Origin of the sequence: Anaeromyxobacter oryzae (genome assembly GCF_023169945.1) — a bacterium.
GTDB classification, from domain to species: domain Bacteria; phylum Myxococcota; class Myxococcia; order Myxococcales; family Anaeromyxobacteraceae; genus Anaeromyxobacter; species Anaeromyxobacter oryzae.
Genome location: NZ_AP025591.1, coordinates 5,936,906 through 5,952,324, shown reverse-complemented (window position 1 = coordinate 5,952,324; position 15,419 = coordinate 5,936,906). Strand labels below are relative to the sequence as shown.

Sequence of the window (15,419 nt, the reverse complement as noted above, 5' to 3'; positions counted from 1 at the left end):
CCGCGTGGCGCGCCCCCACTCGACCGCCCGCCGGCGTAAGATTCCGGCCCGGAGGCCCGCCATGCACCGCTCGTCCCAGCCCCGGTCCTGCCTCGCCGCCGTCGCGCTCGCGCTCTCCCTCGCCGCCTGCCACGACGGCGGCACGAAGTGCCCCGCCGGCCAGACGGACTGCAGGGGCGCCTGCGTGGACCTCCAGACGAGCCCGATCTCGTGCGGTGCTTGCCTCAGGGTCTGCGCCACCGGCGCGACCTGCGTCCAGGGTAACTGCACGTGCCCTGCGGGCCAGAGCGAGTGCAACGGCACGTGCGTCGACCTTCAGACCGATGCGCTCCATTGCGGCGCGTGCGACGTCGCGTGCGGCCTCGGGACGTGTTCCGGCGGCGCGTGCGCGTGCGACGCCGGCACGTCCACCTGCGACGGCCCCGGCATCCGGTGCGTCGATCTCCTCACCGACACCGCGAACTGCGGCACCTGCCGCACGTCGTGCATCTCCAGCGAGACCTGCGAGGGCGGCGCGTGTCTGTGTCCGGCGCCCCGGCTCGCGTGCCCGCCCCCCCCGGCGACGGCCAACGCGTGCGTCGACCCGCAGACGGACGCGAGGAACTGCGGCGCGTGTGGCACCGTCTGCGCGAGCGGCGAGACGTGCAAGGACGCGTCGTGTCAGTGCGTCGCGCCTCGCCTCACCTGCCCGGCGGGCTGCGTCGATCCACGGACGGATCCGTCGAACTGTGGCTCGTGTGATACGCACTGCGCCACCGGCGCGACCTGCTCGAGCGGCACGTGCGCCTGCCCCACGGGCCAGACCGCCTGCGGCGGCGCGTGCGTGAACACGAAGACCGACGCGGCGAACTGCGGGACCTGCGGGAAGGCGTGTCCGACAGGCGGGACGTGCTCGAACGGGGTGTGCGGCTGCCCTGCGGGTGTCGCCTGCGGGGCGACGGTTCCTGGCATCTGCTGCGCGGGCAACGGCTGCTGTGACAGCGGGAGCACCTGCCAGACGGCGCACTCCAACGGTCTCGGGCAGAACTACTTCGACTGTGGCTCCCTCGATCAGCACACGGTGGACCAGGCCCGGCTCGCCGCCGCCGCCTGGGCGCCGACGGGGCAGACCACCGAGGTCGGGCTGCAGTGCGCCAACTGCCTCTGCCGGACGAACGGGCCCGCCATCGGCGCGACCCAGGCAGCGATCTGGTGCTACTCCGGCTCGACCATGACGGGGCTCGTCCTCGTCTCCAACGTGTCCGCGTGCGTCGCGGCCACCTGCCCGTTCACCAGCGGCTCGGCCTGGCACTAGCCCCTCGAAACGCTCTCGACTTTCAAGCCTCGCCCGACTACTTTATCGCCCGTCCCGCCTAAGGAATGGCAGGACCGGCGGGACAGCTCGTCCCGAACGATCACGAAAAAGGTGTGCAGATGGCGAGTGGTACCGTGAAGTGGTTCAATGACGCGAAGGGCTTTGGGTTCATCTCTCAGGACGGCGGCGGGGAGGACGTGTTCGTCCACCACACCGCGATCCAGTCCGAGGGCTTCCGCAGCCTCCAGGAAGGCCAGCGGGTCGAGTTCGAGGTGAAGAAGGGCCCGAAGGGCCTCCAGGCGGCGAACGTCCGCGCGGTGTAACGCGACACCTTCTCTGCGTCGTTCGGGCCCGGCCGCAAGGCCGGGCCTTTGCGTTCAGAGACCCTGAACCCTCACCGGAGGAATCATGGCTTTCAATCCCGGAGCGACGAAGCGGCAGAAGGAAGCGGCCCGCCGCGAGTACCAGCAGAAGAAGGACGAGAAGAAGGAGCAGCGGAAGCGCGAGAAGGCGGAGCGCGCCAAGAACCCGCTCTCCCCCGGCGAGGATCCGGACATCGCCGGCATCATCCCCGGACCGCAGCCGAAGCTCGAGGAGTGACGGCCGCAGGCGCCGGCCCCTCGCCACTTTGCGAGCGGGCCGCGCGCCGCGCGCTACTCCACCTTCCAGCTCGTCCCCTGCGGCCCGTCCATCAGCGCGACGCCGAGGGCGAGCAGCTCGTCCCGGATCCCGTCCGATCGCGCGAAGTCCTTGGCCGCCCGCGCGGCCGCCCGCTCGCGGATCCGCGCCTCCACCATCGCCGGATCGATCCCGCGCCGCGCGGCCGCCCTGCCGCGGATCGCGAGCAGCGCCTCCTCCGGATGCCGCTGCAGGATGCCCAGCGTGCGCCCGATCTCGCGGACGTCGCGGCCGAAGGCCGCGAGCTCGGCCCGGTCCTCCGGCGTCTTCTTGCCCTTCCGGTCGGCGATGGCGTTCGCCGCCGTGAACGCCTCGGCGAGCTGGCCGAGCACCTGCGGCGTGTTGATGTCGTCGTCGAGGGCCGCGCGCGCCCGGTCGACGACGGCGCCGCCGCGCCCGGCGGGCGACGCCCCGGCGCCGAGCTTGTCGGCCTTGTCGAGCGTCTCGTAGAGCGAGCCGAGGCGCTTCTCGGCCTCGGCCAGGATCGCGTCGGAGAAGTTGAAGTCCCGGCGGTAGTGCGTCCCGAGGAGGAAGAACCGGAGCGCCTCGCCGTCGAACCTCGCGAGGACGTCGCGCACGGTGAAGAAGTTGCCGAGCGACTTCGACATCTTCTCGTCGTCGATCTGCACGAAGCCGTTGTGCATCCAGTACCGCGAGAACGCGTCGGCGTGGACGCCGTCGCCGGTCGCGGCGACCGACTGCGCGATCTCGTTCGTGTGGTGCGGGAAGACGAGGTCCTTGCCGCCCGTGTGCAGGTCGATGGTGGGCCCGAGGTGCTTCAGCGTCATCGCCGAGCACTCGATGTGCCAGCCCGGACGCCCCTTCCCCCACGGCGAGTTCCACGCGGGCTCGCCCGGCTTCGCGGCCTTCCAGAGCGCGAAGTCGAGCGGGTCCGCCTTGGACTCGCCCGGCTCGACGCGCGCGCCGGAGATGAGGTCGTCGAGGTTCCGCTTCGACAGCCGCCCGTACTCCGGGAACTTCCGGACGGAGTAGTAGACGTCGCCGTTCCCCGGCGCGTACGCGAACCCCTTCGCGACGAGCGTCTCGATGAGCGCGACGATCTCCGGGATGTGCGCCGAGACCCGGGGCTCCACGTCGGGCCGCAGGTTGCCGAGCGCGTCCATGTCCTCGTGGAACGCGTCGGCGAACCGTGCCGCGAGGGCGATGGGATCCTCCCGGCGCTCGTTGGCCCGCTTGATGATCTTGTCGTCCACGTCGGTGAAGTTCCGGACGAAGGTCACCTCGAGCCCGCGCGCGCGGAGGTGCCGCACCACGACGTCCCAGACGACGTAGCAGCGCGCGTGCCCGAGGTGCGCGAAGTCGTAGACGGTCGGGCCGCAGACGTAGAGGCGCACCTTCCCCGGCTCGAGCGGGACCAGCTCGCGCTTGCCGTTCGTGAGGGTGTCGTGGATCTGGATGCTCATGCTTCGCCTCGCGTGGAGTTGGAGCTTCAGCGGGTGAGGAGGCGCCGCAGCAACGCGCGTCCGTTCACTGCGACGACGACGAGGAGGATCGCCGCTCCGGCCACCGGAGGCCACCTCTTTCGCGGCCGCTCGCCGTCGCGGAGGACGAGGAACCGGTCCCCGACCTGGCCGCCGCGGCTCCGCATCGCGGCGACGACCTCGCCGTAGTCGGCGCGCGCCGCGGCCGGGAGGAGCCGCCCCTCGAAGACCGGCGGCCCGCCGCGTCCGGGACGGTCGACGATCAGGTTCGTCCCCGCGAGGCGCCCCACCGTGCGCGCCGCGCCGCTGCGGGTCTCCGTGACGGGCACCGCGTCGAGCAGCTCTCCGCGGATCTGCGCGAGGCGGTTCTCGCGGGCGGCGTCGAGCCGGTAGGCACCGGGGCCGCCGAGGTCGATGGGATCGCCGGGCGAGAGGAAGTACGCGACGTCCGGCCAGAGCATCGCGAGGAGCCAGCCCGAGACCGCGAGCGCGACCGCCGCCAGCAGCGGCGACCTGCGGAGCAGCGGCGACTCGCGGCGCGGGGGCGGCGGGAGCGGCGCCGCCCGCGGCTCCGTCACCGCGCCGGAGAAGAAGGCGTCCTCGCCCCGGTCGCGACCCGCGGTCACCGGGCCGCCCTCACGAGGAGCGCGATCGCGTGCGCGGCGATGCCCTCCTCGCGCCCCACGAAGCCCATCCCCTCGCCCGTCGTCGCCTTCACGTTCACCTGCGCCGGAGAGACGCCGAGCGCCTCGGCGAGCCGCGCGCGCATCTCCTCCGCGCGCGGGGCGATCTTCGGGCGCCGCGCCGCGAGCGTGACGTCCGCGTTGCCGACCCGCCAGCCCCGCTCCGCGGCCTTCCGCGCGATCTCGCGGAGGAGCACGAGCGACGAGACGCCCTTCCATGCCGGATCGGAGTCGGGGAAGTGGCGGCCCAGATCCCCCAGCCCGGCGGCCCCGAGGATCGCGTCGCCGATCGCGTGGGCGCAGACGTCGGCGTCGGAGTGACCGAGGAGACCGTCGCCCTCGAACTCGACGCCGCCGAGGACGAGTCGCCGCCCCGGCGCGAACCGGTGGGTGTCGTAGCCGACGCCGGTCGCCACCGGCGCCTCGAGGATCGCCCGCGCGCGCTCGACGTCCTCCGGCGCGGTGATCTTGAAGTTCCCCGCCTCGCCGGGCACGAGCGTCACCGGCGCGCCCATGCGCTCGACGAGCGCGCACTCGTCCGTCACGGCGCTCGCGCCGGCACCCGCGGCCTCGTACGCCGCGAGCAGCAGCGCCCGCCGGAAGCCCTGGGGCGTCTGCGCCAGCCACAGCGTCCGCCGGTCGAGCGTCTCCGCGACCCGGGGCGGCTCGGCGCCGGCCGCGCGCTTCACGGTGTCGGTGACGGGGACCGCCGCGAGCGCGGCCCCGTCGCGCGCCGCGGCCTCCGCGACGCGGCCCGCGAGCGCGGGCGACGCGAACGGCCGGGCGGCGTCGTGCACGAGCACCACGCCCGCCTCCTCCGCCGCGGCGAGCCCGTTCCGGACGGAGTCCGCCCGCGCGGCGCCGCCTGCGACGACGCGGCCGGGCTTCCCGAGGCCGGCGAGCTCGCGCTCCGCGCGGCCCTCCTCGCCCGCGGGCACGACCGCCACGAGCGCGTCGACCGCCTCGCTCGCCGCGAGCGCCCGCGCCGCGCGCCGCAGGACCGTCTCGCCGCCCAGGACGAGCCACTGTTTCGCCACCCCTGCCCGCTGGCCCGATCCGCCCGCCGCAACGATCGCGACCACGCGCTCGCCGCCGATCATGCGCCGCTCCTTTCCGGCGTCCGGGCCTCGCCCGGTCCGCCGTGAACCGCCGGCTGGCATCGCGCCTGCTAGCGGCTCGTCCGTGCCCGCCGAGCTCTCGCCCCGTGCTGCGCCGCTCGCCCCGAGACGCGACCGCCGCGCGGACTCTCGTCCGTGCGGCGGTCCATGCTCGGTCGCCCCGGCGCGCGGCCGGGGCGCTCGATCAACAGTTGAAGATCTTCTTGAGGTCGTCCTCGACCACCTGCTCGTCGCACTCCTTCGCGATCGCGAGCTCCTTGATGAGGAGCGACCGCGCGGTGTCGAGCATCTTCCGCTCGCCGAACGAGAGGTCCTTGTCCGACCGGAGCAGGTAGAGGTCGCGCAGCACCTCGGCGATCTCGAAGACGCTGCCGGTCTTGATCTTGTCCATGTACTCCCGGTACCGGCGGTTCCAGGTCGTCGAGTCGACCGAGACCTCCTTCTCCCGGAGGATGCCGTAGACCTTGCGGACGTCCTTCTCGCCGATGATCTCCCTGAGGCCGACGGAGCCGACCTTGTTCATCGGGATCATGATCTTCATCCCGTTCTCGAGGATGCGGAGCACGTAGAAGGACTGGCGCTGGCCAGCCACCTCCTTGTGCTCGATCCCCATGACCTCCCCGACCCCCTGACCGGGATAGACCGCCTTGTCTCCGACCTTGAAATTCGGAGCCGTCTGAGTAGCCTGCGTTGCGGGCATTCCTTCCTCCGCTCCACCGCTGGACCCGAAAGGCGACCGGCTCGGTCGACGTCGGGGCGGGAGCTTAGTCGCGGGAGGCTATCACAGCCCCCCGGCACGGTCAATAACCCTCGGAAAATCGCGTTTCTTCGCGATGACCCAACAGGGTCGCCCCGGGGTTGCCGATGAGGGCCCGCCCGCTCCTCGGCCCTGCGCTCGGCCTGGCGCTCGGCACCGCGATCGGGCTCGGCGGCACGCCGTTCCCGCGCCCCGTCGCCGCGGCGTTTCTCCTCGCGCTCTCGCCCCCGCTCGCGCCGGTTGCGTTCGCGGCGGCGGGCTGGCTCGCGGCGGACGTCACGCGCGCAGGTCCGCCCCGGCCTCCGGCCGGTCCCGCCGTCCTGAGCGGGCGCATCGCGTCGCCGCCCGACCGCACCGGCGACCGGGTGCGGTTCCTGCTCCGCCCCACCGAGGGCGACCTCCTCGAGGTCTTCGCCGACCCGACGGCGTGGCCGCTCGCGCTCTGGGATCGCGTCCGCGTCCGGGTCGAGCTCCGAGTCCCGCCCGGCCCGCGCAACCCCGGCGGGCGCGACCCCGCGGGACGGCTCCGCGCCGCAGGGGTCGCGCTCCAGGCGTCGGCCGTGGGCCCCGTGGTTCGCGAGGCCTCGCCCAGCCCGGCGGCGTTCCTCGAGCGCGCGCGAGAGCGGCTCGCGGACGCCGCAGCTCGCTCCCTGCCGACTCGTGAGGCGGCGGTCGTGCGCGCGATCGGGACGGGCGATCGGGCCGCCCTCGATCCCGACACCACCGCGGCGTTCGCCCGGAGCGGGCTCGCGCACGTCCTCGCCGTGTCCGGGCTCCACCTCGTCGTGGTCGTGCTCGGCTTCGAGCGTGCGCTCCGCGCGGCGCTGCTCCGCTGCGACCGCCTCGCCGCACGCGCCGATCCGCGGCGGGTCGCGGCGGCCGTCGCCCTGCCCCTCTCCGGCGTGTACGCGCTCGCGACCGGCGCCGGCGCGCCGGTGCTCCGCGCGGCGGTCGCCGCCGCGGCGGTCCTCGGCGGGACGCTGCTCGACCGCGAGGTCGACGCGTTGAACGGGCTCGCCCTCGCCGCGCTCGTCCTCCTCGCCGGAGCGCCGGCGTCGGCGCTCGATCCCGGCTTCCAGCTGTCGTTCGCGGCGGTCGCGGGGCTCGTCCTCTGGGCCCGCCCCATCCGGCGGCGCCTCCCGGTGCCGACTCCTCCCGCCGGCACCTGGCGCGCGCGGCTCCTCGAGCCACTCCTGGAGGGCACGTGCGCCACGCTCGCCGCGTCCGTCGCGACCGCGCCCATCCTCGCCTACCACTTCCGCCAGCTCCCGCTCCTCGGGCTCCTCGCCAACGTCGCAGCGATCCCCGTGGGCTCGGCGCTCACGGCCCTCGCCGCGCTCGGCGCCATCGGCGCCGCGACCGCCCCGGCGCTCGCGACGCCGTTCCTGCTCCTCGCGCGGCCGCTCGCGTGGGCGCTCCTCGCGCTCGCAGACGGCGCGGCGGCGCCGGCGTGGGGCGGCCTCGGTGTCGGCTCGCCCGGCGTCGCCGGCGTGCTCGGTGCGTTCGCGCTCGCCCTCCTCGCCGGGCGCGCCCGCGGGCTGCTCCGCGGAGCCGCATGGCTCGGGGCGGCAGCGGCACTCCTCCTCCCCGCGCCGCTCCGGGCGCTCGCCGCGCGCGCCCGCGGCGGCCTCGAGGTGACCTTCGTCTCGGTCGGCCAGGGCGACGCGGCGCTGCTGCGCCTCCCCGACGGCAGCGCCGTGCTCGTCGACGCCGGCGGCGCCCCCGACGGCGGAGCCGATCCCGGCGCGCGCGACGTGGTCCCCTTCCTCAGGGACCTCGGCGTCCGGCGCCTCGCCGCCGTGTTCGTCTCGCACCCGCACCCGGATCACGTGCTCGGCCTCGTCGCGGTGGCCCGCGCCTTCGCCATCGAGCGCGTCTTCTCGAACGATGACGCGGGCGGCGGCGACGCGGCGCGCGTGCTCGCCTCGCTGTCGCCGTCGCCGCTGCCACCCGGCGCGCGGTGGGCGCGAGCGGGCGTGGTGTTCGAGGCGCTCGGCGGCGATCGCGCCGCCCTGTCGGGGAACGACGCGTCCCTCGTGCTGCGGGTCTCGTACGGCTCGACGGCGTTCCTGTTCCCCGGCGACGTCGAGGCCGAGGGCGAGGCCACCGCGGTGGCGCGCGGCGGGCTCGCGGCGGACGTGGTGAAGATCCCGCACCACGGCAGCCGCCGGTCGTCCACGCCGGCCTTCGTCGCCGCGACGCGCCCGCGGCTCGCGGTCGTGAGCCTCGCGACCGGAAACCGGTACGGCTTCCCGCACGCGGAGGCGCTCGCGCGCTGGCAGGCGGCCGGAGCGACCGTGCTCCGGACGGACGAGGGCGCGGTGAGGCTCCTGTCGGACGGCCAGGCGGTCCGTCGCGTCCCCGCCGGAACCGCCCTCGATCCCCTGGCGACGTTGCGCGAGCGCCCCTAGTTTCCGGGCATGAGCATCGAGGAGTTCGACCTCTCGGACCTCGCGGAGCGGATCAAGCGCCACATCCCGCCCACCGAGCCGCCGGTCGGATACCTCCGCGGCCGCAGCTACTTCCGCGACGTCATCGTGCACGAGATCGGCTGCTCCGAGCTGGAGGCGGAGGAGCTCGTCGACTCGCTCGAAATGAACGGCTACCTGCGCTTCGAGGGCGATCCGTCCGAGCGGTCCCGGGCCGAGAGCCGCTGGGCCGTGCGCCCGAACGAGTGAGCCGCGCGGCCCCGGCGTCCGCGCCGCGGCCTCGCAGCCGGGGGCGAGCCCTCGACGCCGGGCCGTGCGCACGTGGCACGTCCGTTGAACCTGCCAGCGGCGTGTTCCGATCCGTCGCCGTCCACCTGCCCGGGCGCTCGCCCGAGAGCGTTCCCCTCCGGGGGCCGTCCACCGCCGGCGGCTCGCGCGCGGACGGCGTGATCCTTCTCGGCGTACCGCCCGCGGCGCTCCGGCTCGCGCCGTGCGCGGACGGCATCGTCGTGGAGGCGCTCGTCGCGGGCGTGCGAGCCGCGGGGAGCGCCCTCGCGCCGGGTGGACGCCGGCTGCTCCGCGCCGGGGAGCGGGTCGACGTCGCGGGCGCAGGCATCGAGGTCCCCCCGGGACCGGATCCCGAGGCCGCGAGCACGCGCGTGGAGGCGGCGGCGCTCCTCCGCGCGGCCGCGGCGGGCGAGCCGGTCGTCGCGGGCCCTCATCTCGTCGTGCTCACCGGCGCCCGCGCGGGTGCGCGAGTGCCGCTCGCTGCGGACCAGATCATCGGGCGCGCGCGAGGATCCGGCGTGCGGCTCGCGGATCCGCTCGCGTCGCGCCGTCACGCGCGCCTCACGCTCGAGCCCGGCGGCGCCGCGCTCGAGGACCTCGGCGCGAAGAACGGCGTTTCCGTGAACGGCGTCCGCCTGGAGCGCCGGCGCGCGCGGCTCGCGGCGGGCGACGAGATCGCGATCGGCGAGACGCTCCTCGCCCTCGTCCTCCCCGGCGCAGCGCGCCGCGCGGCAACCGGCGCCCCCGGCGAGCCGGGACGCGCGGACGCCGTTTCCGCCAAGCGTACGGCACGGCGCCGCGCCGGGGCTGCCGCGCCGATCGGCGCAGCGGCGCTCCTCGCGCTGTCGGCCGCCGCGCTCGCCCTCGCGTCCTGGTGAGGGCGAGCGCCCGGGCCGGCCGCGCAAGCGCCGGGAGGACGCTCCGCGCGGTGGGACGGCCGTCGCTCCCGAACAGTCAGCCCACCGTCGTGGAGCGCGGCGTGAGCTGCGCGCGCTCGAGGAGGAGCTCGAAGAGCTCCCGGTGGTGGGCGAAGAGGCTCGTGAACTGCACCGTCCCACGCCGGGTGAACACCGCGTACACGCGGCCGGCGAGCCCGTCCTGCACGACGATCTCGACGATGTCCTCGAACCGCACCGGCCGGATCCGGAATGGCGTCGCCGCGACGATGCCCTCGGGGAGCACCGCGATCCAGGTCCGCCCGTACACGAAGCTGAACGCGAGGAAGAAGGCGACGAACCCCGCCGCGCCGAGGACGGTCTGGGGTTCGGCCCCCGGGAGCCCGACCACGAGGCCGAGGACGCCCGCCCAGAGCGCGGCCGCGGCGCCGACCGCGAGCCGGAGGAGCAGGCGGGTCCGGAAGGTCCGCGCCGACGCCATGCCTGAAGTCTACGGCGGCGCGCGGGCGACGGCCATACGAGGGGAGTGGTCGCCCCGATGGAGCGCGGCAACCCCGCGCGCCTCCAGGCAGGACGGGGGCTGCGTCAGCGCGCCTCGAGCTCGACGGCGCGCCGCGCGGCGACGGCGCGAAGATCCTCGCGGACGTCGCTTCCCCGGCTCTCCGCGTACCGGCGGTACATCTCGGCCGCGCGCGGGTCGCCGAGCATCCGGTAGCACTCGGCGAGGCCGTACAGCGGCGTTCCGAGCTCCGGCTGCATCCGGAGCGCCGAGGCGTAATCATCGGCGGCGTCGCGGTGCCGCCCGAGCCCGAACCGCGCGCTCGCGCGCGCGGCGTACGCGACGCCCAGCCCGGGCTCGCGCGCGATCGCCTCGTCGAGCTGCGAGATGGCCTTCGCGTACTCGCGGCGCGCGATGAGCTCGAGGGCGGCCCGGTACAGCTGCGCGGCGGTCGGGCGCGGCGCGGGGGCGGCTTCCGCGGAGGCGACCGGCTGGGCGTCGATCACGGTCGCCTCGACGCTCGCCGGCGCCCTGGCCTCGACCGCGACCGGCGCGGCGCGCGGGGGCGCTGCGGCGGGCTCCGCGTCCGGGAGCCGGTAGACGCGTGCCGCGTGCGGGGCCGCGGCGGGCGCTGGGGTCGCCGTGCTCGCCGGGGCGGCGGCGATCGCGGGCGTCGCCGACGGGCGCGGCGGCGGATTCCGGCAGTCCTCGAGGAGGCGGCGCGCGTCGGCGTTCGCCGGCTCGGAGGCGAGGACCTGCTCCGCCTGAGCCTGCGCCTGGGCCGGATACCGGAGCGCGAGGTACGCGCGGCCGAGCTTCACGCGCGCGACGGCGTTCGCGGGCTGGAGGTACACGGCGTCCTGGTACGCGAACAGCGCGCCGCGGTGATCGCCGGAGGCGAACGCCCGGTCGCCCTGCTCGAGCTTGGCGAGGACCGCGGGGGTGGCCGCAACCACGACCGCCGACGGCGACGCCGTCGTGCCCGTGACCGTGCCCGTGAGCGTACCCGGCTTCTCCGTGCCCGTGACCCCGGTCCCGTGGCCCGTGGGCCCTGGCCCGCTCTCCGTGCCCGCCGTCGTCCCCGTCACCGTCGCGCTCCCAGGCGCAATCGCGGTCGGGTTCGCGGTCGGCGTCGCGGTCGGCGTCGCGGTCGGCGTCGCGGTGGAGGACGAGGCCGCGGTCGCGGTCGCGTTCGGGCCCGGGGCCACGGGCCCCGGGTCGGGGGACGCGGGAACGGGGAGCGGGCTCGCGTTCGGATTCGGCTCTGCGCTCGCGCTCGCGCGCCCTCCCGCGATCGCCACGGCCGGGATCGCCTGGGGCGCCGGATTCGATGCGGCCTGAGCCCCCAGCTCCTCGATCGCGGCGCGCGCGCGGGCGACCCAGGGCGCCTGGGCCGGCGTGGCCTGGGCCATCGCCACGAACGCCTCGTACTCGCGGATCGCCGCGCTCCGGTCGCCGAGGCTGCGCAGGGTCTCGGCGAGGCCGAACCGGCCGTCGGCATCGCCCGGGCGGAGCGCGACGTATCGCTCGTAGGCGGATCGCGCGCGGCCGAGGTCGCCGGCGCGGCGGGCGGAGAGGCCGAAGTTGTACCAGCCGGTGGCGAAGCCGGGATCGATCTCGACCGCACGGCCGTAGGAGAGCTCGGCCTCGGCGTACGCGCCGGAGGCGTACTGGATCCGGCCGATGGCCGCGTACGCGTCGGAGTAGGCGGGCTGCTCCCTCAGCGCGGCCCGGTACGCCTCGAGGGCGGCGGCGACGTCGCCCGCCTTCGCCCGCGCGTCGCCCTGCTCCTTCAGCGCGCGCGCCTGCGGCGGCGGGGGCTCCGCGGCGGCGGGGACGGCGAGGAGGAGCACGAGGAGTGGAAGCACGCGCATCCGCGCATGATACGACAGCGGCGCGCCCACCCGGGGCGCGCCGCGCTGTCCCACCTTTCGTGCCGGACGGCTACTTCTTGCCGACGCGGAACGGGTTCTCGACGAGGATCGTCTCGCCGCGATCCGCTCCGACGGAGCAGCCGATCACCTTCACCCCGACGAGCTCCTCGACGCGCTTCACGTACGCGCGCGCGCGGGGCGGGAGGTCGTCCCACGTCCGGAGGTGCTCGAGCTTCTCGGACCAGCCCGGCAGCTCCTCGTACACCGGCTCGCACCGCTCGATGAGCTCGGGGTCGCTCGGCATCTCGTCGAGGACCTTTCCCCCGACGCGGTAGCCGACGGCGATCTTCACGGTGTCGAAGCCGGTGAGGACGTCGAGCTTCGTCATGGCGATCCCGGAGAGCCCGTTCACGCGCGCGGCGTAGCGGAGCGCGAGCGCGTCGAGCCAGCCGGTCCGGCGCGGGCGGCCGGTCGTGGCGCCGTACTCGCCGCCGATCTTCCGGAGCCGCTCGCCGGTCTCGTCCTTCAGCTCCGTCGGGTATGGGCCGCCGCCGACGCGCGTCGAGTACGCCTTGGAGATGCCGAGCACGTAGTCGACGGCGGTCGGGCCGAGGCCGCAGCCGACGACCGCGTTCCCGGCGACCGTGTTCGAGCTCGTGACGAACGGGTACGTCCCGTGGTCCACGTCGAGCATCGTGCCCTGCGCGCCCTCGAACAGGAGCTGCTTCCCGTTCTGCAGCGCGCGGTGCAGCCAGATCGAGACGTCGGTCGCGTACGCGGCGATGCGGCGGCCGAGCTCGGCGAACTTCTTGACGATGGCCGCGTCGTCGAGGTCGGGCGTAGCGCCGAGGCGCGCGAGCTCCTCGCGCGCGAGCGCGGCGCGGTCCTTCACCTTCCGCGCGAGCCGTGCCTCGTCGAGCAGGTCGCGGATCCGGACGCCGCGGCGCGCGACCTTGTCCTCGTACGTCGGGCCGATGCCGCGCCCGGTCGTGCCGATCTTGCCCTCGCCCATCGCCTTCTCGCGCGCGATGTCGATGGCCTTGTGCCACGGCATGATGACGTGGGCGTCGAGCGAGACGACGAGCTGGCCGTCGTCCTTCAGGAAGCCCTTCGCCTTGAGCCGGTCGATCTCGGTGACGAGCACCTCCGGATCGCAGACGACCCCGTTCCCGATCACGCACGACTTGCCGGGGTGGAGGATGCCGGACGGGATGAGATGGAGGACGGTCTTCTCGCCGTCGACCACGAGCGTGTGCCCGGCGTTGTTCCCGCCCTGGAAGCGGACGACCACGTCCGCGTACTGCGTGAGCAGATCGACGATCTTGCCCTTGCCCTCGTCGCCCCACTGGGCTCCGACGACGACCACGTTCGGCATGTTCAGGCTCCCTGGTGCCGTTCCGCCGCGCGCGCCCGGGAACGGGCGCGGGCGGGGCGCGCAGGTGGCACACCCTACCAAACCCCCCGGGGATCGGCCAGCGCGGTCTAGCGCCGCCGCGCGGTCCGGCCGCGACGTGCCGCAGCCCGCGCAGGGCGGGCGTGTGCGCGGGCGTTCCCGCGACCGTTCGCCCGCTCGAGGGCCTGGGTGGCGAACTCGAGGTCGACCGCGAAGCCGATGGCGGGGCCGGGCCGCCCGAAGCGCGCGAGGAGCGCGTCGTACCGCCCGCCCTGCGCGACCCAGCTCCCCGCGCCGGGCGCGTAGCCCGCGAACGTGAGGCCGGTGTAGTACCCGAGGCCGCGCGTCTCGCCGAGATCCACCGCGACGTCGCGCACGCCGCGGCGACGCGCGATCCGGAGCGCCGACTCGACCTCCTCGAGCGCACCCGCCGCCTCGGGGACCGCCTTCGCGAGCGACCGCCCCCGGTCCAGCGCCCCGTCGCCGTAGAGCGCCGCGAGGGCGGGGAGCGCGGCGCGCGCCTTCTCCGGGCCGCGCGCCTTCACGGCGAGCGCGCCGAGCGCCGCCTCGTCCTTGCGCGAGAGCGCGTCCCACGCCGGGCCGCGCGCCTTCTCCGGCAGCTTCGCGGCGTCCATGACCGCCTGCGCGAACCGGGCGTGGCCGACCTCGACGACCGCGCCGCGCAGGCCGACGCGCTCGAGCGCGCGCGCGAGCAGCACGAGCATCTCGGCGTCGGCGTCCGGGCCTCCGGCTCCGAGGAGCTCGACGCCGGCCTGGTAGACCTCGCGCGGACGCCCGGCGCGGGCCTCGCGCGCGCGGAGGACCGGGCCGTCGTAGCAGAGTCGCGCCGGGGACGGCAGCGCGTCCGGTCGGGCCGCGTACAGGCGCGCGATCTGAGGCGTGATGTCCGGCCGGATCGCGACCACCTCCCCCGACCCGGGCTCGACGAACTTCATGACGTCGGCGAGCGCCGCCGCGGAGAGGCCGCGCTCGACGACGTCGAGCCGCTCGAGGGTCGGCAGGAAGACGCGCCGGTACCCCAGGCGCGAGAAGACCTCCTGGAGGCGGGCCGAGAGCTCGGCAAGGTGCGCCGAGTGGTCCGGCAGGAGGTCGCGCAGGCCGGACGGGAGCGAGAGATCGAGCATCGCGCGCGACTCTAGTCGCTCCCGGCCGGCTTGCGAAGAGGATCGCCGCCCGGGCGAATCAGTGGTGGTACGGGTCCGGCGGCTGCGACGTGGGCGTCTCGGTGCGCGTCACCTCGCGGGTCGTCTCCATCGAGCCCCGCTCCGGCGCCGACGGCTGGTACGTCCGCTGCTCGCCGTAGCGGCGCTCCTCCTCGATCGGGCGGGTCGCGACGGCGTGACCGTCTCCGCGCCGCACCTGGCCGGTTCGGACGATCTTGAACCCGCCGAGCCCCATGCCCAGGCCCTTGCCCTCCCGGCTGCTGCGCGCGATGCCCGCGCCGACGAAGGCGCCGAGCAGCCCGGCGAGGGCCGCCATCGCGGCGCCGCCCATGGTGGCCGCTGCGGCCTTCCCGGCCTGCTCCGCCTGCGCCTGGCCGCGCGGCCCGCGCATGTCCGACGGCGTCGTGCCGCCGAGCCCCTGCATCATCCCGGCGTTCCCGCTCGCCGCGGCGCCGGCGGTCATCGCGCCCGACGCGAGCGTGCCCGTGAGGAATATCGCGCCGGCGATGAGGCCGATGCACCACACCATGACGCCGTGCAGGTTCGAGCCGGCGGTGTCCCACTCCGACGCCATCCGGCACGCGAGCCACGCGCCGAGGAGCGTCGCGACGAACGGCGTGACGAGCGCCCAGATCGCGGCGGCGGCGCCGACGCCGCGCGAGTCCGCGGGCGCCGCGGCGAAGCCGAGCGCCGCGCCGACGAGGCCGAGCACGATGTGAGCCGCGATCGCGAGCAGGACGCCCGCGATGACGGCGCCCCACGAGAGGCGCGGGAGCGCCCTGTGTCCCAGCGTATCCGTACCGACGGATGCCATGACTTCCCTCCCCGGTGGGCAGACCCACCTGCGTCCGAAGATGGGGACGGTCCGGTGGGGGCACAAGGAG

The 15,419-nt window shown here is 75.3% G+C and carries 15 protein-coding genes; 6 read left to right on the top strand and 9 right to left on the bottom strand.

Annotated elements, in window-relative coordinates:
• Nucleotides 1-61: 61 nt before the first annotated feature.
• The 3 genes from AMOR_RS26060 to AMOR_RS26050 all read left to right on the top strand — a co-directional run bounded on the left by AMOR_RS26060 (nucleotide 62) and on the right by AMOR_RS26050 (nucleotide 1,894).
• Nucleotides 62-1,294 (top strand): MXAN_6577-like cysteine-rich protein, encoded by a 1,233-nt coding sequence (locus AMOR_RS26060; protein ID WP_248355553.1) that lies wholly within the window; start codon nucleotides 62-64, stop codon nucleotides 1,292-1,294.
• 119 nt (nucleotides 1,295-1,413) lie between these two features.
• Complete coding sequence (locus tag AMOR_RS26055; RefSeq protein ID WP_248355551.1) at nucleotides 1,414-1,617, top strand: cold-shock protein; 204 nt, start codon at nucleotides 1,414-1,416, stop codon at nucleotides 1,615-1,617.
• 85 nt (nucleotides 1,618-1,702) lie between these two features.
• Nucleotides 1,703-1,894: a hypothetical protein gene (locus AMOR_RS26050; RefSeq protein ID WP_248355550.1), complete on the top strand. Its 192-nt coding sequence runs from the start codon at nucleotides 1,703-1,705 to the stop codon at nucleotides 1,892-1,894.
• 53 nt (nucleotides 1,895-1,947) lie between these two features.
• Here AMOR_RS26050 and cysS read toward each other — a convergent pair whose 3' ends face one another.
• The 4 genes from cysS to AMOR_RS26030 form a co-directional block, all read right to left on the bottom strand.
• On the bottom strand, nucleotides 1,948-3,396 hold the full coding sequence (cysS, locus tag AMOR_RS26045) for a cysteine--tRNA ligase (protein WP_248355548.1): 1,449 nt from the start codon (nucleotides 3,394-3,396) through the stop codon (nucleotides 1,948-1,950).
• Between the two features lie 26 nt (nucleotides 3,397-3,422).
• Nucleotides 3,423-4,040 (bottom strand): hypothetical protein, encoded by a 618-nt coding sequence (locus AMOR_RS26040; RefSeq protein WP_248355546.1) that lies wholly within the window; start codon nucleotides 4,038-4,040, stop codon nucleotides 3,423-3,425.
• Nucleotides 4,037-5,197, bottom strand: coding sequence for a 2-C-methyl-D-erythritol 4-phosphate cytidylyltransferase (ispD, locus tag AMOR_RS26035; RefSeq protein WP_248355544.1), 1,161 nt, complete (start codon nucleotides 5,195-5,197; stop codon nucleotides 4,037-4,039). The genes AMOR_RS26040 and ispD overlap by 4 nt, the downstream gene beginning before the upstream one ends.
• Before the next feature lie 202 nt (nucleotides 5,198-5,399).
• Complete coding sequence (locus tag AMOR_RS26030) at nucleotides 5,400-5,915, bottom strand: CarD family transcriptional regulator (RefSeq protein ID WP_248355542.1); 516 nt, start codon at nucleotides 5,913-5,915, stop codon at nucleotides 5,400-5,402.
• A 164-nt stretch (nucleotides 5,916-6,079) separates the two neighbouring features.
• Here AMOR_RS26030 and AMOR_RS26025 point away from each other — a divergent pair, with 164 nt between their 5' ends.
• The 3 genes from AMOR_RS26025 (at nucleotide 6,080) to AMOR_RS26015 (ending at nucleotide 9,567) form a co-directional block, all read left to right on the top strand.
• Nucleotides 6,080-8,383: a DNA internalization-related competence protein ComEC/Rec2 gene (locus AMOR_RS26025; protein WP_248355540.1), complete on the top strand. Its 2,304-nt coding sequence runs from the start codon at nucleotides 6,080-6,082 to the stop codon at nucleotides 8,381-8,383.
• 9 nt (nucleotides 8,384-8,392) lie between these two features.
• The gene (locus AMOR_RS26020; protein WP_248355538.1) at nucleotides 8,393-8,650 is read left to right on the top strand and encodes a hypothetical protein; all 258 of its coding nucleotides are present in this window, start codon (nucleotides 8,393-8,395) and stop codon (nucleotides 8,648-8,650) included.
• A 101-nt stretch (nucleotides 8,651-8,751) separates the two neighbouring features.
• Nucleotides 8,752-9,567 carry an FHA domain-containing protein gene (locus tag AMOR_RS26015; protein WP_248355537.1) on the top strand — a complete coding sequence of 272 codons (816 nt, stop codon included), beginning with the start codon at nucleotides 8,752-8,754 and terminating at the stop codon, nucleotides 9,565-9,567.
• 76 nt (nucleotides 9,568-9,643) lie between these two features.
• Here AMOR_RS26015 and AMOR_RS26010 read toward each other — a convergent pair whose 3' ends face one another.
• From AMOR_RS26010 to AMOR_RS25990, 5 genes are all read right to left on the bottom strand, one after another.
• Nucleotides 9,644-10,066: a hypothetical protein gene (locus AMOR_RS26010; RefSeq protein ID WP_248355535.1), complete on the bottom strand. Its 423-nt coding sequence runs from the start codon at nucleotides 10,064-10,066 to the stop codon at nucleotides 9,644-9,646.
• A 104-nt stretch (nucleotides 10,067-10,170) separates the two neighbouring features.
• Complete coding sequence (locus AMOR_RS26005) at nucleotides 10,171-11,958, bottom strand: tetratricopeptide repeat protein (protein WP_248355533.1); 1,788 nt, start codon at nucleotides 11,956-11,958, stop codon at nucleotides 10,171-10,173.
• A 70-nt stretch (nucleotides 11,959-12,028) separates the two neighbouring features.
• Nucleotides 12,029-13,333, bottom strand: coding sequence for an adenylosuccinate synthase (locus AMOR_RS26000; protein WP_248355531.1), 1,305 nt, complete (start codon nucleotides 13,331-13,333; stop codon nucleotides 12,029-12,031).
• Between the two features lie 107 nt (nucleotides 13,334-13,440).
• Entirely contained in the window at nucleotides 13,441-14,496 is a 1,056-nt protein-coding gene (gene hisZ / locus AMOR_RS25995) for an ATP phosphoribosyltransferase regulatory subunit (protein ID WP_248355529.1), read from the bottom strand.
• A gap of 58 nt (nucleotides 14,497-14,554) precedes the next feature.
• On the bottom strand, nucleotides 14,555-15,349 hold the full coding sequence (locus AMOR_RS25990; protein ID WP_248355527.1) for a hypothetical protein: 795 nt from the start codon (nucleotides 15,347-15,349) through the stop codon (nucleotides 14,555-14,557).
• Between the last annotated feature and the right edge of the window lie 70 nt (nucleotides 15,350-15,419).